Here is a 23,603-nt window from a genome sequence, read left to right as displayed (position 1 = left end):
CCCGCACATGCCGGACGGGGATGGTCCTGGTGAGATGTTCGGGTACGCGTGAGGGACGCCCGCGGTCACCGCACGATCTACGCCATGGCCGGATCCGGTCACCCGCCGAGGCGACGCGATCGTGGGGTCCACGGGGGCGCGCCGTACCGATGTCTTGATCCACGTGGGAGCGATCCGGCACTGTGGTGGCATGCTCCAGGACGCTTCGGACTGCCTTGAGGTTCGTGTCACCGCCGCCGACCGTGAGGAGGCGGACCGGATCCGCTCGGCGGTGGTGGCACAGCGCCTCGCCGCCGACTGTCAGGTCGTCGCCCCGATCGAGTCCACCTACTGGTGGGCGGGTGAGGTGCGGCGCTCCCAGGAGTGGCTGCTGCTGATGAAGACCACTGTCGAGCGGTTCGAGGATCTCGCCTGGCGGGTGCGGGAGCTGCACTCCTACGAGGTGCCGCAGATCGTCGCGGTCGCGCTGGCGGTCGGCACCGCCGACTACCTGGACTGGATCAGGCAGGAGACGGCATCGCGGCCCGGCGCGTAGCGCCGCCGCCGCAGACGACCGTCGGCGGCGGCGGGTTTCCCCGGCGAGGGCGGTGGGAGAGACGTCAGGGCTTGCGGCCGATGCCGCAGATCGCGTCGACCTCCTCGGGACCGTTCCCGATGTCCGCGACATCCGGCCGCCACCTGGAGGTGGTGACCACGCCGGGTTCCACCAGCTCCAGGCCGTTGAAGAAGCCGGCGATCTGCTCGGGGGCGCGGAGATGGTAGGAACTGGCCGAGTTGTCGTTGTAGACCCGGAGGGCCGCGTTCAACGCCTCGTTGGTGTTGGTGCCGTCGCTGAGCGCCAGGTGGCTGCCGGACGGCAGGGCGTCCAGGAACCGGCTCACCATCGAGGACGGGTCCTCGGAGTCGGGGATCTGCCCCACGATTCCCAGCATGACGAGCGCGACGGGCTGGGTGAGGTCCAGCGTCCTGGCCGCCTCACGGAGGATCCTGTCGGGGTCGCGCACGTCGGCTTCGACGTAGTCGGTGGCTCCCTCGGGTGTGCTGGTGAGCAGGGCCTGGGCGTGCACCAGCACCAGAGGGTCGTTGTCGACGTAGACGATCCGCGATTCCGGGGCCAGGCGCTGGGCGACCTGGTGGGTGTTGTCGGCGGTCGGCAGACCGGTGCCGACGTCCAGGAACTGGCGGATGCCGACCTCGCCGGTCAGGTACTGGACCGCTCGGGCGAGGAAGCGCCGCTGCAGGCGGGCGATGTGGGCGATGCCCGGGAACATCCGCAGAATCAGGTCGCCGGCCTCGCGGTCCGCGGCGTAGTTGTCCTTGCCGCCCAGCAGGTGGTTCCAGACGCGGGCCGAGTGCGAGACGCCGGTGTTGATCGAGGTGGGTGGTCGCCGATCGGGATCATCGATCAAGAGTCACTTCTCCGGTCTGTTCCGGGGTGCGCGGGCGATGCGACAAGCGTAGTCCTCACCTCCACCAAGATCCATAGACCCGGACGGAGTGAAGGAGGACGCCACGTGCGCCGGCTGAACGTGCGCCGACACAGTCTGACCAAGAAGGGTGCGACACGTGGCCGCGATCATCCGGGAGGGGCGTGCCACGGCGACCGTGGCCGAGACCCACCGCGCGATCTGGGCGGACACGATCGGCGACGTCGCGGAGGGCGGCTCGGCGCTCCTGGCCGGGCATGGGGGGCGATCGAACTGGCGTTGGTGGCCGTGCTTTCCGGATGCTCCGCACGGCTCCTGGGGGACGCCGTTCGCGTACTGCGACGGTGTGCGTCTCGGCTTCGCCGGCGGTCGCTCCGTAAGCGTCGAGTGTCACCGGGCGCCGCGGAGCCCTGTCCGGCCGGACTGAAGCTCGCCGCCAAGGCAGGGCTGAAGGTCCTCCCTCCGTACGGGCTTTGGTCCCTGCCCGGGGCTCGGACGCGGTGGTTGGCTGGGAACAGGGGTGAGTTCGATGTCCATCACCGTGGCCCTGGCCGGTGACACGATGCTCGGTCGTGGCGTGGCCGAGCGCGTCAGCCGCTCCGCGGACCTGAACGACTTCTTCTCCGGCGAGATGCGCGACCGCCTGACCGGGGCGGACTTCTTCCTGCTCAATCTGGAGTGCTGCGTCTCCGCGCGCGGCGTGCGCTGGGACGCGCCGGGTAAGCCGTTCCACTTCCGGGCTCCGCCGCCGGCCGCCGAGTTGCTGGCCGGTCTGGGGGTCGGCTGCGTCACCCTCGCCAACAATCACGCCCTGGACTTCGGTTACGACGCCCTGCGGGACACCCGAAGGCACCTCGACCGCGTGGGGATCCGGTGTGTGGGCGCGGGGGACGGCCTGGCCGAGGCGCGACGGCCGGTCGAGGTCACGGTCGGTGGCCTGCGGCTGGGGATCGTCGCCTGCGGCGACCATCCGCGAGACTTCGCCGCAGCCCCGCACCGGCCGGGCATCGCCCACGCGGCCCTGACCGACGGCGTCCCGCCCTGGCTGCCGGCCGCCATCGGAGAGCTGCGGACCCGGGTCGATGCGGTGCTGGTCACCCCGCACTGGGGCCCCAACATGGTCGGCGAGCCACTGCCGTACGTGCGCGCCGCGGCCGGCGCACTCGTCGAGGCCGGAGCCACACTCGTGGCTGGGCACTCCGCCCATGTCTTCCACGGTGTCGCCGGGAGGGTCCTCTACGATCTCGGCGACTTCATCGACGACTACGCCGTGCATCCGTTGCTCCGCAACGACCTCGGGCTGCTCTGGCTGGTCACCCTCGACCGACACGGCCCCGTACGGCTGCGGGCCCTGCCGCTCAAGCTGGACTACGGCCGTACCCGGCTCGCCGAGGGGGCGGATTGGTGCTGGGTCCGTGACCGCCTCACCCTCGCCTGCGCGCGCATGGGCACCTCCGTGAGCGAGGACGGGCGTGAGCTCGTGGTGGAGGTCGGCGCGGAACCGGGCTCCGGCTCTGTCCAGGACCGTGGGGTGAGCGGTCAACCAGGTCCTAGGGCCGGTGGAGGAGTTGGCTGAGCCTGGTGGCTGTTTCGTCCATCTGGTCGGCGTGGACGTGGTCGGCGCCGGTGCGTCCCAGGAGCCCGAACACATTGGGGCCCCGCAGGTCGTCCGGGAGGTCGCGCATGCGCGGCACGATGTGGAAGTGCACGTGACTGAAGCCCTCATGTTCACTGAACTGCGCCACGTACGTCTTCACACAGCCGGTCGTCTCCTGGAGTGCCCGTGACAGCCGGACCTGCCAGAGACCAAGCGCGGCCGCCTCGGCGTCGGTCAGGGACGCGATGGTCGTGACATGTCGGCGGGGGACGAGCACCAGCCATCCCGGCAGTGCCGTGTTGATCGCGTGAGCCGTCCGCCAGTGATCGTCGGCCGCGATCCTCTCCCGAGGCGGCAGCGCGTCGAACTGCGCCTCCTGGTCGCAGGTATAGCAACCTGAAAAGGCCGTCATGCCGTCCGATGCTATGAGGTCGGCGCACCGTATCGGGCGGAAGGCCGGTAAGAGCCCTGCTTCACGGCTTCTTGCTCCACCCGGTCGGGCCCGACCGGGGGCGTTTGAGGACGAACGAAGCGCGGGCGGGTGGGGGCCGGATGGTCCGTAAGCTCGGACGGTCTTGACGGGGTGCTCCACCCGCCTGCGGCGTGCCCGATCCATGTGGTCGGTCAGTCGGCTGCCGGGACTCCCTCGGGCAGGCCCGGGATCTCGTATTCCAGCCATATCGGGCACCAGTCGCTCAGCTCGTGGAAGCGGCGCAGCTCGGCGATGCCGCTGAGCCAGCCCATCCAGGCGGCGTGGGGCGGACGCCGGGTGTCGAAGCCGCTCTGCACGAAGGTGAGCCGCGTCTTGCCGTCGGAGTCTTCCAGCTCCCAGGTGCTGACGCCGGTTTCGTCCCAGTCGATGGACATGGTGTGGCCGGGGTCCAGGTCGATGATCTTCGCTGCGGGGCCCGCGTCGAAGCCGCCCATGGCGAAGCGCCCGCCGACGTACGGCTCGATCCCGATGGGGTAGCCGAACCACTGGCCGGCCTTCTCCGAGTTGGTGAGCGAGTCGTACACCTCCTCGCGGGAGGCGTCGATGACGATCTCTTCCCGCCGGTGCGAGGAGGTGAAGTCGTTTTTGGGGGTGAGCCCGCGGCCCTCAAGGTGGTCGACCAGGTTCGCGATCGACAGCGACCAGAACGTCTGGAGCACGCCCCGGATGCTGTTGCCGGTGATCACATCCTGGAAGTCGAAGTGGGTCTGGGAGAGCGTCAGGATGGTCGTGTCGGCGCTCTCCGCCTCCAGGTGGATCTCGACCGTGGTGTCCTCGCCGTCCAGCAGCCAGGAGAGACGGAGCGTGTGATCGTCGATGTGCAGCAGTCGCTGGTGGGGCGCGTCCCCCTCTGGGGTGTAGCGGCCCCAGAACTCATACCGGTGCGGCAGGTCGACCTCGGCGTGCTCGGCCAGCCAGGTGCGCAGCGCCTCGGCGTCGGTCAGGGCGTGACGGACCTCCTTGATCGACGCGGCCACGCGCGCTCGGAGCTTCATCGGTTCACTCACGGGGTTCTCCCTTGGGGTAACAGGCCACGGCGAGCTTGAAGGCGTCGCCTTCGGCGCCGCCGTAGCGGGTGAAGAGGTCTTGCAGCAAGGTCTGGAGGTCGTCCAGGAACTCCTGGCGCTGCTCCGGCCGCACCCGGATCTCGCCGGACACGCCGACCGACGGCAGCTCGGGCGCGGCCCGGTCGAGCGCGGCGACGTCGGCCTGGACCTCCTCCATGAGGTCGAGCAGGTAGCCGAGGCTCAGCTCGTCCTGCGCCTTGCGCAGGCCGATCCGGCCGACCAGGCGGGGCGAGAGCCAGTAAGAACGGGCACTCGCCTGGTAGACGCCCTCGTGGATGCCGCGCACCCGGCGCTCCGACACCTGGGTCACCAGGCCGGCGTCCACCAGACGTTTCACGTGGTAGTAGACCCGCTGCGGGGTCTGGCCGAGCCGGGCCGCCACCTCGGTGCACGAGTGCGGCTCGGCGAGTTGCCGCAGCACTTCGATGCGCTGCGGCTTGAGCAGGGCTTCCGCCTGCTCGATCTGCTCCAGGTACAGGACGTCTCTCATCGCGAAATTGATTTTGTACGTACAGATTAATTTTGTCAATGGGTCCGCCGGCCTTCTCCGAGAGCTTGACGATCTTGAGAAGTCACGGGGAGGCGCGGCCGGAACCGGGAGGGCGGCCGGGACCGGGGAGGAGGGGGCGGGTCAGTGGTCGAGGACGCGGGCCAGGGTCCGCAGGTCCTCCTGGGAGGCTCCGGGGGGCGGGGAGACCCGCAGGACCGGCGTGGGCAGGTCCTCGGGCGCCCGTGCGACCGGTACGACGCCGACGGTCAGAGAGGCCTCCACGGCTCGCGCCCCGGCCTTCTCGACGGCCGCCCCGGGGTCCGATCCGGGCGGCGGTCTGAGGGTCACGATGGCCGACGGCTCGTCCAGCGGCTCGACCGCCCGCCAGCCGCCGACCCCGTCGAGGAGACGGCGCGCCGTGACGCCGAGCTCCGCCAGGCGGGCGTGGACCGCGGCGGGGCCGAGCGCCTGGTGCTCCAGTACGGCGACGCAGAATCCGACCCGCGCGGCGATCGGCCCCTCGTGGGTCTCGTAGCGGGCCGCCCCCGCCGACGGTGACGCCTCCCCGTCCACCCAGGTGTGCCCGCTGATCGCGGGGACGGCGGCGTCCATGTCGCCTCGGCCGCCTCCCTCTCCGCGGGCACGCCCGTCCTCGTCCCCGGTCCCGGTGAGGCCGGGCACGATCAGGAAACCGACCCCGCGTGGCCCGGCGAGCCATTTGCGTGAGGTCCCGACGTAGGCGGTGGCGCCGACGCCGCCGGTGTCCACGTGCCCGAGGGACTGGCAGACGTCGAGGATCAGTGGCACCCCGGCGTCACGGCAGAGCCGCCCGACCTCGGCGGCGGGCTGTACCACGCCTCGCTGGGAGGGGATGTGCGGGAGGGTGACCAGGTCCAGCCCGGTGGCGAGCAGGGAGCGCAGGCCGTCCAGGTCGAGCCGGGAGTCGTCGTCCACGGGCAGTTCGACGAGCCGCCAGCCGTACAGCCGCGCCAGACGACGCAGCAGCATGAGCGTGCTGCCGAACTCGGTGCGCGTGACGGCGACGCGGCTGCCCTCCGGCAGTCGCCAGCCGCCGAGCAGCGCCGCCATCGCCGCGGTCCCGCTCTCCAGGAAGGCGACGTCGCCCGCCTCGGCGCCGACCAGCGAGGCCAGTACGGCCTTGGGCGGGTGGAAGTCCGGGACCGCCGGGTAGCCGCCCACCTGGCGTTCGCGCCGGAGGTGCCGGACGACGGCGTCGAACACCCGGTCGCTGGGCACGTTGCATCCGGCGGCGTCCAGGTGGCCCGGGGCCGTGGAGGGGCGGGCCGCCCGCCAGCTCTCGGCGACGGCATGTGGTCCCGGTGAACTCCCTGGGGCCGTGCGGGGGAGGGAGAAACTCTCGAAGGTCATCTGGGGCTCTCCACGGTCGGGTGCGGAACGAGGATCGTCGCGATCATCGGGGACCTGGTGGAGGAGCTCTCCACGGTCGGGTGTGGCACAGGGGCTCCCGGGGCGTCTGACACGGCCCGGACGGGCTCTCGGCGGTCATAGGAAAATCCCTCGCGGGGTCGCCCTCTCGGCGGTCCTGGAGGCGTTGCAGGGCTCTCCGAGCCTATGTGTGGACCAGGACGAGGCTGAAGTCACCGGTCGGGTCGGTGTAGTGGCGGCCCGGGGTGAAACCGGCCGCGACGAGTTCCCTCCGGAGTCCCTCCGGGCGGAACTTGGCGCTGATCTCGGTGCGCATCTCCTCACCGGCGGCGAAGGACGCCGACAGGTCGAGGGCGCCGATCCGCACCTCCATGGCGCGGGTCGCGCGCAGCCGCATCTCGATCCAGTCCCGCCGTACGTCGTAGAGCGCGACGTGCTCGAAGGCGTCCGGTTCGAAGTCGGCGTCCAGCTCCCGGTTGATCACGTGCAGGACGTTCCGGTTGAAGGCCGCGGTCACCCCGGCCGCGTCGTCGTAGGCGGCGATCAGCCGTCCGGTGTCCTTGACCAGGTCGGCTCCGAGCAGGAGGGAGTCGCCGGGGAGGAGGGTGGCGCGCAGTTCCTTCAGGAACACCTCGCGCGCCGCCGGGTCGAGGTTGCCGACGGTGCCGCCGAGGAAGGCGACCATGCGCCGCCCCTGGCGGGGGAGCAGCGCCAGGTGGCGTTCGAAGTCGGCGCAGACCGCGTGTACGGCCAGGCCGGGGTAGCGCGCGGTGAGCCGCCGCGCGGCGTCACCGAGGGTGATCGCGTCGACGTCCACCGGCGTGTAGGCGCGCAGTGTCCCGGCCGAGGCGAGGGCGTCGAGCAGCAGGACGGTCTTCTCGCTGGTCCCCGAACCGAGCTCGACCAGCGTGTCCGCGCCGCTGCGCCCGGCGATGTCGGCGGCCTGCCGGCGCAGGATGGCCAGCTCGCGGCGGGTGGGATAGTACTCGGGCAGCCGCGTGATCTGTGAGAACAGGTCACTGCCCACCGCGTCGTAGAACCACTTGGGCGGCAGCCACCGGGGTGTCGACGCCAGTCCGCAGCGGACGTCGTGTTCGAGCGCCTGGCGCAGGTAGTCGTGGCCGAGATGGTTGGTCAGCCGGACGGCCGACTGGCTGACGGGCATGGGATCTCCTTCAGGGCTACAGGTGACAGGGGTGTGGGCGACGACGGGGTGTAAGGGTGACGGCGGGGCTGTGGGCGGCAGCGGGGTCACGGGGTCCGGCGGGGCCGCGTCACAACGGCTGGACGCGCACACCACCGGGTGAGGCGAGGACCAGGCTCCGATCCGGTACGGCCTGCCAGCCGGGCCGGTCGTCCAGTGGTTCGCTCGCCACGAGCACGCCGTCGTCGGGGTTGTCGAGGTTGAGGAAGAGCGTCTCCCCCCAGACGGTCGCGGCGAGCGAGGCGCCGTCACAGGCGAGCAGGTTCAGCCGGCCTTCGGGATCCTTCGTCCCGGCGTGCGTGACCACCTCGGCCAGCGCGTCGCCGAGCGGGCGGGCGGCGCGGAGCCGTGCGAACACCGCGGCGGCGACCCACGCGGAGTCGCAGGTGCTCTCCACGTCGCCGGGGTCGGCGAGTTCCCGGACGGCCTGCCGCGCGATGCGGCCGTTATGGCTGAGCAGCCACGGCCCGTCGGTGAAGGGCGCGGTCGCGGTCTCCTCGATCGGCATGCCGGCGCTGGCGGACCGTACGGCGGCCAGCAGGCAGCCCGAGCGGGCGGTCTGGGCGAGGGCCGGCAGGTTGGCGTCCGCCCAGACGGGCACCGTCCGGCGGTAGCGGACGGGTTCGGCGCGGGCCGGGTCGTACCAGCCGGCGCCGAAGCCGTCGGCGTTGACCACGCCGTGGCGTTGCAGGCGCGGGACGTAGGACTGCCGCAGCAGGCCGTGGCCGGGTTCGTGGATCAGCGAGGCGAGGGCGCGGGGGACGCCCAGCCAGGCGGCGTGGCGGCACATCTATCCGCGCTCCGGTGAGTACCCGTGCTCCGGTGGACGCCCTCCTTGTTCGGGGGAGGCCGGGCGGGCGCAGCGGAAGCCGGAGAAGATCTGCCGCCGGATCGGGTGGTCCCAGTTCCGGAACGTCGTGCGGACCACGGCCGGGTCGGTCGCCCAGGATCCGCCGCGCAGCACCCGGTAGTCCTGGCCGAAGAAGACCTCGCTGTACTCGCGGTAGGGGAAGCTGCGGAAGCCGGGGTAGGGCAGGAACCGCGAGGCGGTCCACTCCCACACCTCCCCGATCATCTGTTCGGTGCCGTAGGGGCCGGCCCCGGCGGGGAAGGCGCCGAGCGGCGCGGGCCTGGCCGCCCGGTGTCCGAGGTTCGCCCGGTCCGGTGCCGGGTCGTCGTCTCCCCACGGATACTTCCTGGTCCGCCCGGCCGAGGGGTCCCAGCCGCAGGCCTTCTCCCATTCGGCCTCGGTGGGCAGCCTCTTCCCGGCCCAGCGGGCGTAGGCGTCGGCCTCGTACCAGCACACGTGCTGGACGGGTTCCTCCATGGGCACGGGCTCGTGCCGGCCGAAGCGGGCCCGCCACCAGACGCCGCCGTCCCTGGTCCAGAAGAGCGGGGCGAAGACGTGGTTCTCCTGCCGCCACCGCAGGCCCTCCGGGGTCCACCAGCGCGGGTCCTCGTAGCCGCCGTCCTCGATGAAGTCGGCGTAGGCGCGGTTGCCGACGGGGAGCCTGTCGATCCAGTAGGCGGGCAGGTCCACGCGGTGGGCGGGCCGCTCGTTGTCGTAGGCCCACGGCTGGGTGCCGGTCCCCATCAGGAACGCGCCCGCGGGGACGAACACCTCCTCGGGCCCGGCGGGACGGCCGGGCGGCAGGTCGCCGTCGCGGACCAGGCCCGGCCTCCTCGACAGCTGCAGGGTGGCGAGCATCGTCTCGTCGTGCTGGTGCTCGTGCTGGATCACCAGGCCGAAGACGAAGGCGTCCCGGTGCAGCGGGGCCGGGTCGCGCGGGTCGAGGGCGTCCAGGACGTCCAGCACCCGGCCGCGGACGCCGTCGATGTAGCGGCGGGTCTCCGCCGGTCCCAGGATGGGCAGGTTCGGGCGGTCCTTGCGCGGGTGCTTGAACGCGTCGTACAGGTCGTCGATCTCGGGGCGGAGCGGGGTGATCCCGGCGGCCTCCCTGAGCACCCACAGCTCCTCGTAGTTGCCCACGTGCGCCAGATCCCACACCAGCGGTGACATCAGCGGTGAGTGCTGGCCGACCAGCAGGTCGTCCTCGATGTCGGTGTAGGCCAGTGATCGGTCGCGCACCGCGATCAGCTCGCCGGCGATCCGTTCCTTGAAGTCGTTCACGCCGGTTCCTCCTCCGTCAACCAGGCTGGCCGGGGCCGTCCCGATCCTCTTGCCGGATCCAGCAGGTCCACGGCCGGGGATCGGCCGGTCGTCACGTGGCGGTCGGCGAACGCGGCCACCTCGCCGATCAGGTCCGCGGACGCGCCCAGGCGGGGCAGCGCGGCCAGGGCGGCCTGGAAGCAGGTGTCGGCGGCCCTCCTCAGCTGCGGCTCCGTGAGGCCGCAGCGCGCCGCCTCCGGCCACATCCCCGCGTACGGCTCGGCCGCGGCCAGCGCGGTGTCCGCCGCGCGGTCGTCCATCAGCAGGGCGTGGGTCACCGCCACGCACACCGGCCAGCGCGCCGGGTGCTGGGCGTCGAGGTAGCGGATCTCCAGCCAGCCGCGGGGCCGTACCGGGGGGAAGACCGTCGTCGCGTGGTAGGCGAGGTCGGCCAGGGTCGGCGGGTGCTCGGGCGCGGCCAGCCAGTCGCGGAAGGTCGAGCCGTCGCGGATCGGGCGGTAGTGCTCCCTGCTCTCGCGGACCAGCATGAGCCGGGCGTCGAGGAGATACTCCGTCCAGGCGTCGGCCGGATCGCCGCCCCGCTCGCCGGGGAGCGTGACGGGAGTCGTCCGGGTGCGGTCGAGATGCTCCCACACCGCCTGGCGGCCCGACATCCATCCGCACGGCAGGCTCTCGTGGAGCGGGGAGTTCGCGAAGGCCGCCACCAGGACGGGGCCCAGGAGGTGCGCGCGGTTCCAGCGCACCGAGGGGTTCTCGCCCAGGTCCAGGTTGACCTGGACCGACGCCGTCGAGCACATCATCAGCGATCCGTACGGCGTGCCGAAGAACTCCGCCATCGCCTCGTACCGGGGCAGGCGCAGCTGGCGCCGGGCCGGCCGGATCGGGTCGAGGCCCACCGCGCCCAGGACCAGCCCCGCCCGCCGCAGCGCCTCGCGGGTCAGGCGAACATCGGCGGAGAGGCGGGCGATCGCCTCCGGTAGCGGTCCCGCCGGACCGGAGAGTTCCAGCTGGCCCCCCGGCTCGAAGGTCACCCGGCTCCCGCCCGGCAGCGGTGGCAGGACGTCGGCGATCCTGGCCAGCGGGACCTGGCCGGCGGGGGCCGTACGGTCGAAGACCAGGAACTCCAGCTCGACACCCACCTGGTCCCCGGTGGCGCCTCTGAAGCAGCTCCGCGCGAAGGCCCTCACATCCGAGGCGTCCCGGATCGGTGTGTCCTCGGCCGCAGGACCGGTCATCGTCTCCCCTTCCGCCCGACGTGTACGGATCTATAGATCCGCGAGGCGGGCAGGCGTTACAGCGGGGACCGGACGAGGGAACGGCGGGGGCCGCGGTGTGGCGGAACGGCGGGGGCGGTGTGGCGGAACAGAGGGTGCGGTGTAACGGATTGATCCGTGTGCGGTACTACTCCACATGGAGCGGGAGCGGGAATGACGCGAGGGGGGTCCAGGTTCGGGCGCTCGGCCGGCTGCCGTGAGGTTCTGGGGTTGGTCACCGACTATCTTGACGGGGCGCTGCCCGCCGGGCGGCGGCGGCGTCTTGAGGCCCATCTGACCGGGTGCGCCGACTGTCTCGCCTACCTGGAGCAGATCCGGGTGACGATCGGGATTCTCGGCTGTCTCCGTACGGGGGAGGTTCCCCAGGGGCTGCTCAGCAGGTTGTGCGGGATCTTTCCCGGCTCAGGAGCCCCGCAGGTCCCGGAAGGCCGACAGTAGCCGGTCGCGCATCCCGCCGGGCAGGGGCTCGGGACGCAGCCCGCCCAGGGTGTCGACGGTGACGCGGAACTGGGCGAGATAGCGCTCGCACCCCTCACAGTCGGCCAGGTGCTCCTCGAACAGGTACCGGGTGGGCTCGTCGAGCTCGTTCTCCATGTAGGCGGTGACGAGTGTCCCACACTGGTCGCAGCTGAACCGCTTCACGACGTGGACCGCCTTACCGTCTCGAAACTGAACCGATTTCACTACGCCGACCGCCTCGCCGTCTCGAAATACTCCTCCAGTCGCCCGCGCACCGCGACGCGGGCGCGGTGTAGCAGGACCCGCTGGTTGGCCGCGGAGATGTCCAGGATCTCGCAGACCTCCTCGGAGGTGCACCCCTCGACGTCGCGGAGTGTGATCACGGCCCGCTGCCTGGCCGGGAGCTCGGCCAGGGCCGCCGCGATCTGGTCGCGCACCTCCGCGGCGAGCACCTCGCCCTCCGGGGTCGGCCAGGCCGCGGGGATGTTCTTCCAGTGTCCGGGAAAGGGGTCGTCCGCGCCCTGGAAACACGAGCGGTCGACGGCCGGTTTCTCCTTCGGGGAGAAGGCGCTGCTCCACGGGACCGTGCGGTTCTCGCGCACCCCGCGCTTCCTGGCGGTGTTGACCAGGATCCGGTAGACCCAGGTCTTGACCGACGAGCGCCCCTCGAAGCCGTCGATACCCCTGATCACCGCCAGCCAGGTGTCCTGCACGACCTCCTCCGCCGAGTCGTTGGTGGACACGTGCGAACGGGCCAGCCAGAGCATCCCCCGCGACCAGGTGTCCAGCAGTGCCGCGAACATCGTCTCGTCTCCGGCGCGCAGGGCCGCGACGACGACCTCGTCCGGAGGCAGCCTATTGCCGGTGAAGGACTCCAATATCGCCTCCTCCCGGTCGGTTGTGCGGGGTATGCGTCAGGCCGGGGTGGTTGTGCGGGGCATGCGCCACGCCGAGACGGGTGCGCGGGGCACACGTCATGTCGAGACGGCCGACCGGCCGTCCGCGGCCCAGGGGTGTCTCGGCGTTGACGGGTGAGATCGCCCCCGTCGGGGCTCCGAGGCCGGCAGCCGGGGCTCCGGGGCCGGGGGCTCCGGGTCTGCGAGCCGGGGGGTGACGCGGCGCCACGTGCGGCGTCTCGGTCATCGTGGCGCGTCCTCTCCGTTGAAGCGCTCCCACAGCGCGACCTCTCCGGGGATGAAGGTTCCCGCCCTGACCTGCGATGACACCTTCTCCGCCCCGGCTCATCCCGGGGTCCGCCCTGGCCGGCCCCCGGCCGGGGCGCGTGGGCGTCCGCCACCTCCTCCTCGTACGGTTCCCGGACCGTGCCCGTTCGTTACACGGACTTTGCCCGGCGTCCTGTCGTGGATCCGGGCCCCGGGGATTTCCCGCCGTTCCGTGCCCGGAGCGGAACGGTCAGGCGCCGGGGAGTTTCAGCATGCGATCGACCAGCTGGTGAAGGTGGGCCCGGTAGCGGCGCAGGGTCTCGGGGTCGGCGGAGGGGGACTCCTCCGGCTGGGTGACCGCCTCGCCGTACAGGAGGCCGTAGATGCTCCAGATCAGGGTCCGCACCATCAGGTCCAGATCGACGTGGTTGTCGATGAGGCCGGCCCGCGCCGCCGAGAGCAGCGCGTCCCGGGTGCGTTCGATGAGCGGGGCCGCGTACTTCTCCTCCACGTCGGGGATGTCGGCGGCGTCGCCGAGCCAGCGGTGCACCCACAGCGCGGGGACCTGCGGATGCGCCAGGCAGAACTCCAGGTAGCGGTCCACGAGCGCGTACATGGCCGAGGCGATCTCGGCGGGGTCGTCGGTGGGGAACACCGCGAGCGCTTCCTCCGCGACGGCCCGTTCGGCCTGGGCGGCGCGTTCGAGGACGGCGAGGTAGAGGTTGCGTTTGTCGCCGAACGTGTCGTGCATCCACGCGAGGTCGTGCCCGGTCGCCTCGGCTATCCCCTGAAGGTAGGTGCCGTCGTAACCGAACGCGGCGAAGAGTCTCGCCGCGAATTCTATGACCGCCTCACTCTGCCGGCCGTCCGCAGAAGCCATGACTCGATTTAAGCCCTTTGTGTAGATCGCAGTAGCTAAGCGGTGGTGTTGACGCGGTCAAACCTGCGTGCGCAATGCCTTGGCCGAAGCCGGCCCGGCCGGTCCGCGCCCTTTTCGCGGGGGTCGTCTGGCTTCCGCCGGGACCACCCGATGAAGTGTTCGGGGATCCTCGATTCCCCGTGCCGTGTTCTGCCCGCCTCGAATCGAGGCTTCATGTCCATATATGGATTCCATACGGACTCGGTTCTTGTTTTTCGGCCTCTTCCCAAGAAAGCATCTACGTTAGGCAAATAGATCTAAATCCCATATAGGATGGAGCCCCTGGCGTGATGAAGCCGAGAGCCCTCGCCCTCCTCGCGGGTGCGGCCACGTGTGCCGCCGTCACGGGCGGTACGGCCCACGCCGACCCCACCCCCGCCCCGGCGGCGGTCGCGGCGCCGCCGATCACCGATGAGACGGCCAACACCGGCGGTTTCCTCACCGTCACCGCGGACACCACCGAGGCGCAGATCGCCGAGCGCGTAGCCATGCACGCCGCCGAGGTCCACGCCCTCACCCCCGCCAACGGCCTGTGCACCGGCACCTGGAACCACCCGGTGTCGGCCGTGCAGTTCCAGCGGGCCCCCGGCGGCACCCTGGCATGGGGATTCTGGTTCACCACACAGGCCAAGGCGGCACTCGGCCCGGTCGCAACGGTCTCGATGCCCTTCTCCTATGTGAACGGCAGGTCTATCAATCCCCCGTACCGCCCGCACACCCAGAGCAGCGGCTACAACTTCCACGGTAGTCTGAGGAATTACCAGTTCACCGGGGGCGGTGGCGGCACCATCCAGACCGGAAACAACGTCACCTTCTATTGGTACGCCGTGGGCTCCAGGCCGGGTAGCGCGGCTGACCGTTACATCACCTGCAAGGTGCCCAGGCCGGGCAGCTCCTGACATTCAAGGGAGACCCTTTTGAGTGCGGTGGTTTCCGTTAACCGGACCATTCCGGTGCTGGGGGGACGGCACATCCTCAATGTGCTCACCCTGAGACGGGAGCCGGACTGCTTCTCGATGGACTACACGCTCACCCCGCCCCTGCCCGGAGATCGGCCGGGCGGCGACACCGTGTTTCTCTGGGTCGAGGCCACCGACGACCTCGGAACCGTTTACGGCGACGGTGGTGGAGCGCGGGGCCTCAGCGAGGACGCCACCCACACCCGGGGGGTCGTTTCCGCGCAACCCGAGCTCGCCCCGCACGCGCGGGAGATCAAACTGGAGTTCGTGTTCCTCCACGCCGCGGAAGAGCACAGGTACGAGTTGGCCATCCCGGTGGGCTGACCGGCCGTCTCCTCGGAACGCGCGGCCGAGTCCGGTGAGACGAGCCCCCGAAACCGGGGGCGACAGCCGGCCGGGCCGTCGCCGTCGCCAGGGCCGGGCGCTTCCTGCGGGCCGCCCAGGGCGGGCGTGCCCCTGGGCCGCGAGGCCGACGGCGCGGTGTGCCGCGATCATGCCGAGGGCCTCGCCGAGGCGGACCCGGCCGCGGCCTCTTCCGATTCTCGCGCTCCCGGATCATCGCCCAGGGCGGACGGCAATGGTGCATTCGACGCGTATATGCACTTGTTGCAATTATGCTTTTGGTGAGGTTCTGCGAAGGGGAACACGCGCGCCTACCTCAAGGAGCACGCCGTGAACGATGTGGGATCGAGGCGGTCTGCGAGGTTTTCGGGCGGACTTTGTCCACAGCCTGTCGGGGAGGTTTCCGCAGGCGGACCGGGTTTTCCACAGGCTGGAGGGCAGGGTTGTCCACAGCCTGTGCACAGCGCGGCCGGGGTGTGCCCGCTCCGCGGGGTCCGCGACCGGGTCTCAGGGGCGGATCAGGGACGGGTCAGGGGTGCCGCCGGATGTGTGAGGGGGCCTCCGGCGGACAGTGTTGGGCCATGCTCGCGTTGAAGAGGCTCTATCCGCTGGTCTCCTGTGCCGGGATCGCGGTGGCCGTCGTGGCCATGATCGTCGGCCGGCTCGACCCCGACCCGTACCTGAACCCGCTCGATCTGACGATCGGCGAGTACGCGGCCATGGAGCGAGGCGGAATCACCGAGTTCGCCATGGCGTCGCTGGGGGTCGCGTCCTTCGCGCTGGTCGCCGGGTTGCGCGCGGCCGGGACGCCGATGGGGGCGGCGGCGGAGCGGCTCATGCTGGTGTGGAGCGGGGCGCTGATCGTGCTGGCCGTCGCGCCGGGCGCCGTCCCCGGCGCGCTGTCCGACCTGACCGTCCAGCTGCACCGCTACGCCTCGGTCGCGGCCTTCCTCGCCGTGCCGGTGGCCGGTGCGCTGATGGTGCCGCGGCTCGGCGAGGACGAGCGGTGGAGGGGGGTGGCCAGGCCGGTGGAGTGGCTGGCGCTGGCCGGTGGTTTCGGGCTGCTGGCGGTCACCTACGTGGCGCTTCCCGGCGACCAGGTGTTGATCGGCCTGGTGCAGTGGGTGCTGCTGGGCGCCGAGGTTGCCCTGGTCGCGGTGCTGGCCGTACGGCTGACGCAGCTGGAATGGAACCGGGAGACCGCTCGCGCCTCACGTGCCGCTCTCGGCTGACTTGTCACTTTGCTTTACTACTTCATGACATGTCACAAATAGGATAAGAATAATAGGGTCAGTCAGTGCTATCCTCATCGGCGATCTAGAGATCGTCCGGAGGTCTCCGTTCCGGCGCTCCGAGAACGAGCCGATGAGGTGACATGGCATCGAGCAAACCCATCCGGTTCAAGATCTCGGCCCTTCTGGCGATCCCCCTGATCTCGCTGATCGCCCTATGGGGGTTCGCGGCCACCGTCACGGTCGGCGACTCAATGCGTCTGCTGACCATCGACACCCTGTACGACACGATCGGCAAGCCGGGTGACGAGCTGAGCGACGCCCTCCAGCGCGAGCACCTCCTGTCGGCCGAGTACGTGGCCACCCGGTCGAGTCCCGACCAGGCCACCCTCGCCCTGCAGCGCACCGTCACCAACCAGGCGCGCCAGCGGTTCCGCGAGCAGACGAGCACCGAGGCGGCCCAGGCCGCGATGACCGCGGACATGAAGATCCGGTTCAACGAGGTGATGAACCGCGTCAACGCGCTCGACGCGCTCCGAGCCAAGATCGACAGTGGCCGGATCGGGCCGGTCGGCCTCTCCCGGGACTTCTCCCTGGTGCCCGACGCGCTGAACCGGCTCTTCAACAGCATGAGCCTCAACAACGACCTGCCGCTCTACCAGCAGTCGCGCAGCCTCAACATGATCAACTATGCCAAGGACCTCATCAGCCGTGAGCGGGCGCTCGCCGCGGGGGCACTGGCGACCGACCGCGCGCTGTCGCCGAGCGAGCTGCGGCTCTTCACCCAGCTGGCCGTCAACCGGACCTTCCTGCTGGAGCAGGCGCTGCCGGAGCTGGAGCCGAGGCTGCGCCAGCCCTTCGCCGGGATGATGACCTCGACGATCTACACCCGGTTCGGCACCCTGGAGGAGAACCTCCAGACGGGGGAGGCCGTGTCCTCCGCCGAGTGGCGAGCCGCCGGCAACGACGTGGAGGCCATCTACCAGCGGGCGCTGATAGCGGTCAGCCTCGCCCTGGCGGACCGGGCGGCCCCCTCGGCCGCCGCGACCTTCATCAAGGCCGGGGTCGCCGGAGTGCTCGGGCTCGTGGCGGTCGTCGCCTCGCTGCTGATCTCCTACCGCGTGGGCAGCGGGCTCACCCGCGAGCTCGCCGGGGTACGGCGGACCGCCATGGAGGTGGCCGAGGTGCGGCTGCCACGGGTGATGGAGAAGCTGCGCAGGGGCGAGAGCGTGGACGTGGCGGCCGAGGCGCCCCCGCTGGAACCGCTGGGCAGCACGGCCGAGGTGCACGACGTCGCCGCCGCCTTCGACAGCGTTCAGCGCAGCGCCGTCCAGTCCGCGGTGGAGCAGGCCAAGCTCCGCGAGGGGGTGGCCCAGTCCTTCCGCAACCTCGCCCGGCGGAGCCAGTCCCTGCTCCAGCGCCAGCTCAAACTGCTCGACGCGATGCAGAAGCAGGCCGAGGATCCCGCCGCGCTGGAGAACCTGTTCCGGCTCGACCACCTCACCACCCGGATGCGCCGTCACGCCGAGGGCCTGGTGATCCTCTCCGGTGGGGCCGCGGGCCGCAAGTGGCGCTCGTCGGTCCTGATGGAGGACGTGCTGCGCGGTGCCGCCGCCCAGGTGGAGGAGTACGCCCGGGTGCGGGTCTACCCGATGGACGGCAGCACCCTGGTCGGCAGCTCGGTGGCGGACATGATGCACCTGTTCGCCGAGATCATCGAGAACGCCACCGTCTTCTCCCCGCCCGGAGGCGAGGTGTCGATCCGGGGTGAGCTCGTGGGCCGGGGCTTCGCGATCGAGATCGAGGACAGGGGCCTGGGCATGACCGCGGAGAAGCGCACCGCGATCAACGAGCGCCTGGCCAGCCCGCCGGAGTTCGACCCGGCCGAGACCGACCGGCTGGGCTTCGCCGTGGTCGGCCTGCTGGCCGCCCGTTACGGGATCAGCGTGACGCTGCGGCCCTCGCCGTACGGCGGGACCGGGGTGGTCATGCTGCTCCCCGAGATCCTGCTCGGGGATCCCGAGCCGGTGGAGCCGGTCGGCGCGGTGGAGTCCGCGCTTCCGGAGCCCGCCGAGTCCGCGCTGTCGGCCCCCACGGACCTGTGGAAGACGCCGGTGCGGCGCGGAGGCGGCCTGCCGCGCCGGGTCCGCCAGGTGAACCTCTCGCCCGGCCTGCGGCAGGACGGCCTGCCGCCGGAGCCGGCGCCCAGGGCCGAGGAGCGGTCGCCGGAGGAGGCTCGGGCGCTGCTGAACTCGTTCCGATCCGGATGGCAGCGCGGCCGGGCGGAGAGCGAGGACGGCGGCGCGGAGCCGTGATCCGGGTCCTCGGACACCAGCGGGGCCGTGACGCCGCATTCGCGGCCGGCCGCGCCCCACAGTGAGCTTGACCATTAGAGGGGAAGGGGTTTTACCACGTGCCAGGTGAGCTGCATTGGCTTCTAGATGACTTCGTCACGAGTGTGGCGGACGTCTCGCACGCGCTGATCCTGTCCAACGACGGACTGATGATGGCCTCCTCCAGGGGCCTCAGCAAGGAGGACGCCGACCACCTGTCGGCGGTCGCCTCCGGGTTTCAGAGCCTGGCGAAGGGAACCAGCCTCCACTTCGGTGGCGGGGCCGTACGCCAGACCATGGTGGAGATGGACTCCGCCTTCCTCTTCGTCACCTCGGCCGGTCAGGGAAGCTGCCTGTCGGTCATGAGCAGCGGAGCCGCCGACGTCGGCCTGATCGCCTATGAGATGGCCCGGTTGGTGACCCGTGTCGGCCAACACCTGGCCACCGCGCCCCGGGTGGCCGGCCCATGAGTGACGAGGTCGAGTGGGTCGACGAGGAGGCGGGACCGGTCGTCCGCCCCTACGCGCTGACCGGTGGGCGGACCACGACGTCCTCCGCCACGTTCGACATGCTGTCCATGGTGGTGGCGACCGGCTCGACGGTCTCGACCAGCTCCCACCTGGGTTCCGAGCACCGGCGCCTGCTCGGTCTGACACGGCGGACCCGGCCGATCGTGGAGCTCGCCGCCGAGGTCGGGCTGCCGATCGGAGTGATCAAGGTCCTGCTGGGGGACCTGCTCGACCAGGGCCTGGTCCTGGTGCGCTCGCCGATTCCGGCGAACACCTCTCCCGCCGAGGGGCTGCTGCGAGAAGTGATCAGCGGCTTGCGGGCGCTGTGAACGCCCCGTACCTCCTCGGGCACGGGGGAGTCGCGGCAGAGCGGTAGTTCCGCGGGGTGGGGCGCGGGCTACCGGCTCCGCTCACGACTGGCTGGCCGTCAGCACCCTCAACGAGTGCTCCACCAGCGTTACCAGCACCGTCTTGGCCGATGCGCGACGCCGTACGTCACAGAGCAGTATGGGCACATCCGGGTCCAGGTCCAGGGCGATCCGGATCTCCTCCTCCCCGTACCTGTCGGCCCCGTCGAAGCAGTTGACCGCCACGACGAACGGTGTGCCGCGCTGCTCGAAGTAGTCGATCGACGGGAAGCAGTCCGTCAGCCGGCGGGTGTCGGCGAGTACGACGGCGCCCAGCGCGCCATAGGACAGTTCGTCCCACATGAACCAGAAGCGTTCCTGTCCCGGGGTGCCGAACAGGTATACGACCAGGCCGTCCCGGATGGTGATGCGACCGAAGTCCATCGCCACCGTGGTGGTGGTCTTGCTCTCCACGCCCTCCACGTCGTCGATGCCGATGCCGCGGTCGGAGAGCACCTCCTCGGTGCGGAGCGGACGGATCTCACTGATCGCACCGACGAACGTGGTCTTGCCCACCCCGAAGCCGCCCGCGATGAGAATCTTGAGCGCGACGGGTTCGTCAGAGGGCCCGAAGTCCATTGATCACTTCCTTGAGAAGATGCTCACTCGCCGAGGCGTGCCCGATCGAGATGAGCTTGTGGTCCTGCAGGTCGCCGAGAAGGACGCGGACCACGCCGAGCGGCAGGTCAAGCTCGGACGCCACGTCGGCGACCGAGGCGATCCCGGAGACGAGGGAAAGGATGCGTTCCTGCTCCGGTCCTGGGACGAATCCGTTGGATGGGGCGACTCCGGTCGCGGTGATCATCGCGATCAGGTCCAGTGTGTCGCCGGAGGACCGGGTACGACCTCCGATCAGCGCGTACGGCCGGACTATGGGACCGGCCTCCTCGTCCATCCACAGCGTCATCCGGTCCCCTTGCCAGAGGCCCGGGGTCCGGGCGACCCGTGGTCTCCGCGCCGGAGGCCCTGCTCGTTCATGAGATGCCCTGGCGCGGATGGGTGGAGATGTGCTGACCGACCCGCTTGACCAGCATCGCCATCTCGTATGCGACGTGGCCGACGTCGGCGTCGGCACTGCTCAGCACGGCCAGGCAGGTTCCCTGCCCGGAGGCCGTGACGAAGAGGAAGGCCGTCTCCATCTCCACGATGGTCTGGCGCACGTCGCCGCCGCCGAAGTGGCGCCCGGCCCCGCGTGCCAGGCTCTGGAATCCGGCGGCGACCGCGGACAGGTGTTCGGCGTCCTCCCGGCTGAGACCCTGGGAGAACCCGACGGCGAGTCCGTCGGTGGACAGGAGTACCGCCTGGCGTACCGCGCCCACCCTGCTGGTCAGGTCGTCGAGGAGCCAGTTCAGCTCGCCGGTGCTACTAACTTTTCCGGTCATTAGTCCCCCTTGTCGCCTGTCGTCTGGTGTGCGGCATCATTTCCGTGTTCCTCGCGCCCACGCCGTACTCCCGCCTGGAAGGCGGAGAACAGTGCCCTGGCCTCGTCGGGCGAGCGTTCGGCGGCCTTGGGCTCCGGGGCGGGGGCGGCGGTCTCGGACTCCTGGCGGAGCTGTGGCATCAGGTTGGCCTGCCGTACGCGGCGGGGCAGGCTCTTCGGCCCGGGGGGGCCGGCGGGCCCGGGGGGCCCGGCGTTCTCGCGAACGGGTTCACGGACCGTCTCGCGGGCGGGTTCACGGACCGGCGGACGGGCGGGTTCACGGACCGGCTCACGGACCGTCTCGCGAACGGGCTCATGGACCGGCTGACGGACCGGCTCGCGGGCCGGTTCGCCGGCGGCCCTGTCCACCGGCCCGCGCGGCGGCAGATCGGCCACCACGGACAGGGCCGGGGTGACCGGAGGCTGGGGAGCCGGGGGCGCGGCGTGGGAGGCCGCCCTCGGCCGGCGGGGCAGGCCGCCACCGGAGGCGGGAACGGGGGCGGAGGCGGAGGCGCTGGAGGCGGGAGCGGCGGCCAGCGCGCTCGGCACGCCGGGCTCGAAGAGCTGCGAGGGCCGTTCGACGACCCGTTCCGCGGTGAGGGTGAGCGTCGTCGGACCCTCGGCGAGCAGGGCGCGGGGAATGAGCACGATGGCCGTGGTTCCGCCGAACGGCGAGCCGCGCAGCACCACCTGGATACCGTGCCTGGCGGCGAGCTGGCCCACCACGAACAGGCCGAGCCGGTCGCTGTCGGCCGGGTCGAACTCCGGCGGGCCTTCCAGCCGCCGGTTGATCGCCTCGTACTCCTCGGGGCTCAGGCCCAGGCCCCGGTCCTCCACCTCGACGGCGAATCCGTTGGCCACGATGTCGCCGCGCACGGTCACGGTGGTCTGCGGCGGCGAGTAGATCGTGGCGTTCTCGACGAGCTCGGCCAGCAGGTGGGTGATGTCGGCGACCGCCGCCCCGTCGAGCGCGGCGTCGGGCAGCAGCGCCACGCTGACCCGGGTGTAGTCCTCGACCTCGGCGATCGCCGCCCTGACGATGTCGACCACCGCCACCGGATTGCGCCAGGCCCTGCCGGGCGCGGCGCCGGACAGAATGATCAGGCCCTCCGCGTGCCGTCGCATCCGGGTGGTCAGGTGGTCCAGCCGGAACAGGTCGTCCAGGCTGTCGGAGTCGGTCGCCCGTCGCTGCATGTTGTCCAGCAGCATGAGCTGGCGCTGGAGCAGGCTCTGCTTGCGCCGGGCCAGGTTCACGAAGACCTGGCTGACGCCGCGGCGCAGCCTGGCCTGGCCCACGGCGGCCTCGACGGCGGTGCGCTGCACCGAGTCGAACGCCTGGGCGACGTCCTGGATCTCGGCCGATCCGTCCGCGCTGATCGGCGGCGCCTCGGCCCGTACGTCCACCTCCTCGCCGCGCCTGAGCCGTTCCACGACCTCCGGGAGCCGCACGTCCGCCAGGTCCTGCGCGGCCGAGCGGAGCCCGGCCAGCTCACCGGCCAGGCGGCGGCCGAAGCGGACCGAGATGATGATCGACGCGATCACCGCGATCAGTCCCATGCCGCCGGCGACCGCGATCCTCACCATGATCCAGGTGGCCACCGACTGGGACCGCTCGGCCAGCGTCTTGGAGGAGGCGGCGCCGAGCTCGTCGAGCCAGACGGCCAGCCCGTTGGTGGTCTGCCGCCACTGCGTGGCCTCCGGGGGCAGCCGGCGGCCGCTTCCGGAGACGATGGCCTTCTCCAGCGCGGTGAACTTGTCGAACGCCGTGGAGTTGAACGTGTCGCGGTACGGCTTGCCCAGCGTGGTGTCCAGCGCGGACAGGCCGCGGGCCTGCAGGTAGTGCCTGGTGGCGGCGTACCCGGCGAAGGCGTCGCGCTCCCCGGCGGAGAGCCGGGAGTCGATCAACGCCCCGCTGATCAGCGCGTTCTCCCTGGCGATCATCTCGCGGGCGCCGGCCATCGACTGCATGGCCGCGGCCTGCTGGTAGATCGACAGGTCGGGGACCGCGACCATCTGGTCGTAGAGGAGGAAGACCGCGTCGAGGATCTCGTTGTAGTTCGACAGCACGTCCAGCCGGCTGTGGCGGCCGCTGTCGATGCCGACCCTGACATCCTGGAGTCGGTCGAGCTGACGCATGAGTGTGTTCAGCGATGCCCGTAGTTCCGGGCTGCCGGAATCATCGGCGAACGCCGCTTGCCGAAACTTCTCCACTGCCCGGTCCGTGCGGTCGCGCTGCTGACCGATCCCACTGGTGAGGATCCGTGAGCTGATCGCCATTGAGGACTGCGTCCGTTCGGCCTGAAGTTGGAGTCCCAGGTCGGTGGAGGTCATGCCAACGGTCTGGTAGAGGGCGTTCGATCGCAGCAGAGCTGCTCCGTCGCCCACGGTCAGGTTAAGAACGAAGCCCCACAGGGCGCTTAGCGAGAGCAGGGGTAAGAGCAGCAGCAAAAAGATCTTGAACCGAATTGACCGGTTTCCAGAGCCCATGCCCACTCGTCCCAACTTCTGAGTGTGTGGAGGCCCGCGCTGCTTTAGGGATGAAATACGCCTCCGGAAGATCGCACAGGAGACTAGCACCGATAAGGCCCCCGGCGCAGGGGAGGATCTGATGATTAATGTGATTACCTGAGTCGGTGCCGGGATTGGCGAGACGCCCTCCGGGTAGCCCGCGAGATGCGGACGGTGCGCTGTTCTGGTCATCCGGAATCGGCGGCTGACTCGTGCGGCCGGTCTGGTCAAGGCTGTACACGGGGGTTTCGGACGGCCCATG

26 protein-coding genes are annotated in these 23,603 nt (G+C 70.7%); 10 read left to right on the top strand and 16 right to left on the bottom strand.

Features of this window, described 5'->3' with window-relative positions; translation table 11 throughout:
- The first annotated feature begins 190 nt into the window (after window positions 1-190).
- The gene (cutA, locus tag ACWEF2_RS14700) at window positions 191-535 is read left to right on the top strand and encodes a divalent-cation tolerance protein CutA (protein ID WP_453815349.1); all 345 of its coding nucleotides are present in this window, start codon (window positions 191-193) and stop codon (window positions 533-535) included.
- 64 nt (window positions 536-599) lie between these two features.
- On the opposite strand, the gene ACWEF2_RS14695 is transcribed toward cutA, so the two are convergent.
- A complete protein-coding gene (locus ACWEF2_RS14695; RefSeq protein ID WP_453815599.1) occupies window positions 600-1,406 on the bottom strand; it encodes an SAM-dependent methyltransferase in 807 nt (268 codons plus the stop codon).
- Between the two features lie 160 nt (window positions 1,407-1,566).
- Between ACWEF2_RS14695 and ACWEF2_RS14690 the strand changes: the two genes are divergently transcribed.
- Both ACWEF2_RS14690 and ACWEF2_RS14685 read left to right on the top strand, forming a co-directional pair.
- Window positions 1,567-1,854 carry a hypothetical protein gene (locus tag ACWEF2_RS14690; RefSeq protein ID WP_453815347.1) on the top strand — a complete coding sequence of 96 codons (288 nt, stop codon included), beginning with the start codon at window positions 1,567-1,569 and terminating at the stop codon, window positions 1,852-1,854.
- 102 nt (window positions 1,855-1,956) lie between these two features.
- Window positions 1,957-3,003 (top strand): CapA family protein, encoded by a 1,047-nt coding sequence (locus tag ACWEF2_RS14685; RefSeq protein ID WP_453815345.1) that lies wholly within the window; start codon window positions 1,957-1,959, stop codon window positions 3,001-3,003.
- Here ACWEF2_RS14685 and ACWEF2_RS14680 read toward each other — a convergent pair.
- The 8 genes from ACWEF2_RS14680 to egtA form a co-directional block, all read right to left on the bottom strand.
- Complete coding sequence (locus tag ACWEF2_RS14680; protein ID WP_453815343.1) at window positions 2,978-3,436, bottom strand: HIT family protein; 459 nt, start codon at window positions 3,434-3,436, stop codon at window positions 2,978-2,980. The genes ACWEF2_RS14685 and ACWEF2_RS14680 overlap by 26 nt on opposite strands.
- 212 nt (window positions 3,437-3,648) lie before the next feature.
- On the bottom strand, window positions 3,649-4,524 hold the full coding sequence (locus ACWEF2_RS14675) for an SRPBCC family protein (RefSeq protein ID WP_453815341.1): 876 nt from the start codon (window positions 4,522-4,524) through the stop codon (window positions 3,649-3,651).
- On the bottom strand, window positions 4,517-5,074 hold the full coding sequence (locus ACWEF2_RS14670; RefSeq protein ID WP_355593648.1) for a helix-turn-helix domain-containing protein: 558 nt from the start codon (window positions 5,072-5,074) through the stop codon (window positions 4,517-4,519). The genes ACWEF2_RS14675 and ACWEF2_RS14670 overlap by 8 nt, the downstream gene beginning before the upstream one ends.
- Before the next feature lie 141 nt (window positions 5,075-5,215).
- On the bottom strand, window positions 5,216-6,463 hold the full coding sequence (gene egtE / locus ACWEF2_RS14665) for an ergothioneine biosynthesis PLP-dependent enzyme EgtE (protein WP_453815338.1): 1,248 nt from the start codon (window positions 6,461-6,463) through the stop codon (window positions 5,216-5,218).
- A gap of 202 nt (window positions 6,464-6,665) precedes the next feature.
- Window positions 6,666-7,646 (bottom strand): L-histidine N(alpha)-methyltransferase, encoded by a 981-nt coding sequence (gene egtD / locus ACWEF2_RS14660; RefSeq protein ID WP_453815336.1) that lies wholly within the window; start codon window positions 7,644-7,646, stop codon window positions 6,666-6,668.
- Window positions 7,647-7,755: 109 nt separating this feature from the next.
- Window positions 7,756-8,475, bottom strand: a complete 720-nt coding sequence (gene egtC, locus ACWEF2_RS14655) for an ergothioneine biosynthesis protein EgtC (protein ID WP_453815334.1) — start codon at window positions 8,473-8,475, stop codon at window positions 7,756-7,758.
- The gene (gene egtB / locus ACWEF2_RS14650) at window positions 8,476-9,816 is read right to left on the bottom strand and encodes an ergothioneine biosynthesis protein EgtB (protein WP_453815332.1); all 1,341 of its coding nucleotides are present in this window, start codon (window positions 9,814-9,816) and stop codon (window positions 8,476-8,478) included.
- Entirely contained in the window at window positions 9,813-11,051 is a 1,239-nt protein-coding gene (gene egtA / locus ACWEF2_RS14645; protein WP_453815330.1) for an ergothioneine biosynthesis glutamate--cysteine ligase EgtA, read from the bottom strand. The genes egtB and egtA overlap by 4 nt, the downstream gene beginning before the upstream one ends.
- 192 nt (window positions 11,052-11,243) lie before the next feature.
- Here egtA and ACWEF2_RS14640 point away from each other — a divergent pair, with 192 nt between their 5' ends.
- Window positions 11,244-11,528 carry an anti-sigma factor family protein gene (locus ACWEF2_RS14640; RefSeq protein WP_453815328.1) on the top strand — a complete coding sequence of 95 codons (285 nt, stop codon included), beginning with the start codon at window positions 11,244-11,246 and terminating at the stop codon, window positions 11,526-11,528.
- Here ACWEF2_RS14640 and ACWEF2_RS14635 read toward each other — a convergent pair.
- The 3 genes from ACWEF2_RS14635 to ACWEF2_RS14625 form a co-directional block, all read right to left on the bottom strand.
- Window positions 11,493-11,732 (bottom strand): anti-sigma factor family protein, encoded by a 240-nt coding sequence (locus ACWEF2_RS14635; RefSeq protein ID WP_453815326.1) that lies wholly within the window; start codon window positions 11,730-11,732, stop codon window positions 11,493-11,495. The genes ACWEF2_RS14640 and ACWEF2_RS14635 overlap by 36 nt on opposite strands.
- Before the next feature lie 41 nt (window positions 11,733-11,773).
- Entirely contained in the window at window positions 11,774-12,427 is a 654-nt protein-coding gene (locus tag ACWEF2_RS14630) for an RNA polymerase sigma factor (RefSeq protein ID WP_453815325.1), read from the bottom strand.
- A gap of 535 nt (window positions 12,428-12,962) precedes the next feature.
- On the bottom strand, window positions 12,963-13,592 hold the full coding sequence (locus ACWEF2_RS14625) for a TetR/AcrR family transcriptional regulator (protein ID WP_453815323.1): 630 nt from the start codon (window positions 13,590-13,592) through the stop codon (window positions 12,963-12,965).
- 326 nt (window positions 13,593-13,918) lie between these two features.
- Here ACWEF2_RS14625 and ACWEF2_RS14620 point away from each other — a divergent pair, with 326 nt between their 5' ends.
- From ACWEF2_RS14620 to ACWEF2_RS14595, 6 genes are all read left to right on the top strand, one after another.
- Entirely contained in the window at window positions 13,919-14,530 is a 612-nt protein-coding gene (locus ACWEF2_RS14620; protein WP_453815321.1) for a hypothetical protein, read from the top strand.
- An 18-nt stretch (window positions 14,531-14,548) separates the two neighbouring features.
- The gene (locus ACWEF2_RS14615; protein WP_453815319.1) at window positions 14,549-14,914 is read left to right on the top strand and encodes a hypothetical protein; all 366 of its coding nucleotides are present in this window, start codon (window positions 14,549-14,551) and stop codon (window positions 14,912-14,914) included.
- Window positions 14,915-15,513: 599 nt separating this feature from the next.
- The gene (locus ACWEF2_RS14610; RefSeq protein ID WP_453815318.1) at window positions 15,514-16,164 is read left to right on the top strand and encodes a DUF998 domain-containing protein; all 651 of its coding nucleotides are present in this window, start codon (window positions 15,514-15,516) and stop codon (window positions 16,162-16,164) included.
- Between the two features lie 143 nt (window positions 16,165-16,307).
- Window positions 16,308-18,479: a sensor histidine kinase gene (locus ACWEF2_RS14605; RefSeq protein WP_453815316.1), complete on the top strand. Its 2,172-nt coding sequence runs from the start codon at window positions 16,308-16,310 to the stop codon at window positions 18,477-18,479.
- A 98-nt stretch (window positions 18,480-18,577) separates the two neighbouring features.
- Window positions 18,578-18,967 (top strand): roadblock/LC7 domain-containing protein, encoded by a 390-nt coding sequence (locus tag ACWEF2_RS14600; protein ID WP_355593622.1) that lies wholly within the window; start codon window positions 18,578-18,580, stop codon window positions 18,965-18,967.
- Window positions 18,964-19,335, top strand: coding sequence for a DUF742 domain-containing protein (locus ACWEF2_RS14595; RefSeq protein ID WP_355593620.1), 372 nt, complete (start codon window positions 18,964-18,966; stop codon window positions 19,333-19,335). The genes ACWEF2_RS14600 and ACWEF2_RS14595 overlap by 4 nt, the downstream gene beginning before the upstream one ends.
- Window positions 19,336-19,416: 81 nt before the next feature.
- On the opposite strand, the gene ACWEF2_RS14590 is transcribed toward ACWEF2_RS14595, so the two are convergent.
- From ACWEF2_RS14590 to ACWEF2_RS14575, 4 genes are all read right to left on the bottom strand, one after another.
- Entirely contained in the window at window positions 19,417-19,992 is a 576-nt protein-coding gene (locus ACWEF2_RS14590; protein WP_355593618.1) for a GTP-binding protein, read from the bottom strand.
- Window positions 19,973-20,320 (bottom strand): DUF742 domain-containing protein, encoded by a 348-nt coding sequence (locus tag ACWEF2_RS14585; protein ID WP_453815313.1) that lies wholly within the window; start codon window positions 20,318-20,320, stop codon window positions 19,973-19,975. The genes ACWEF2_RS14590 and ACWEF2_RS14585 overlap by 20 nt, the downstream gene beginning before the upstream one ends.
- Before the next feature lie 67 nt (window positions 20,321-20,387).
- Window positions 20,388-20,795 carry a roadblock/LC7 domain-containing protein gene (locus ACWEF2_RS14580; protein ID WP_453815311.1) on the bottom strand — a complete coding sequence of 136 codons (408 nt, stop codon included), beginning with the start codon at window positions 20,793-20,795 and terminating at the stop codon, window positions 20,388-20,390.
- Entirely contained in the window at window positions 20,795-23,281 is a 2,487-nt protein-coding gene (locus ACWEF2_RS14575) for a sensor histidine kinase (protein ID WP_453815309.1), read from the bottom strand. The genes ACWEF2_RS14580 and ACWEF2_RS14575 overlap by 1 nt, the downstream gene beginning before the upstream one ends.
- Between the last annotated feature and the right edge of the window lie 322 nt (window positions 23,282-23,603).

It is taken from the genome of Streptosporangium sp. NPDC004631, assembly GCF_053601935.1.
The sequence above is the reverse complement of the archived record's forward strand: the minus strand, read 5'-3'. Positions and strand labels throughout refer to the sequence as shown.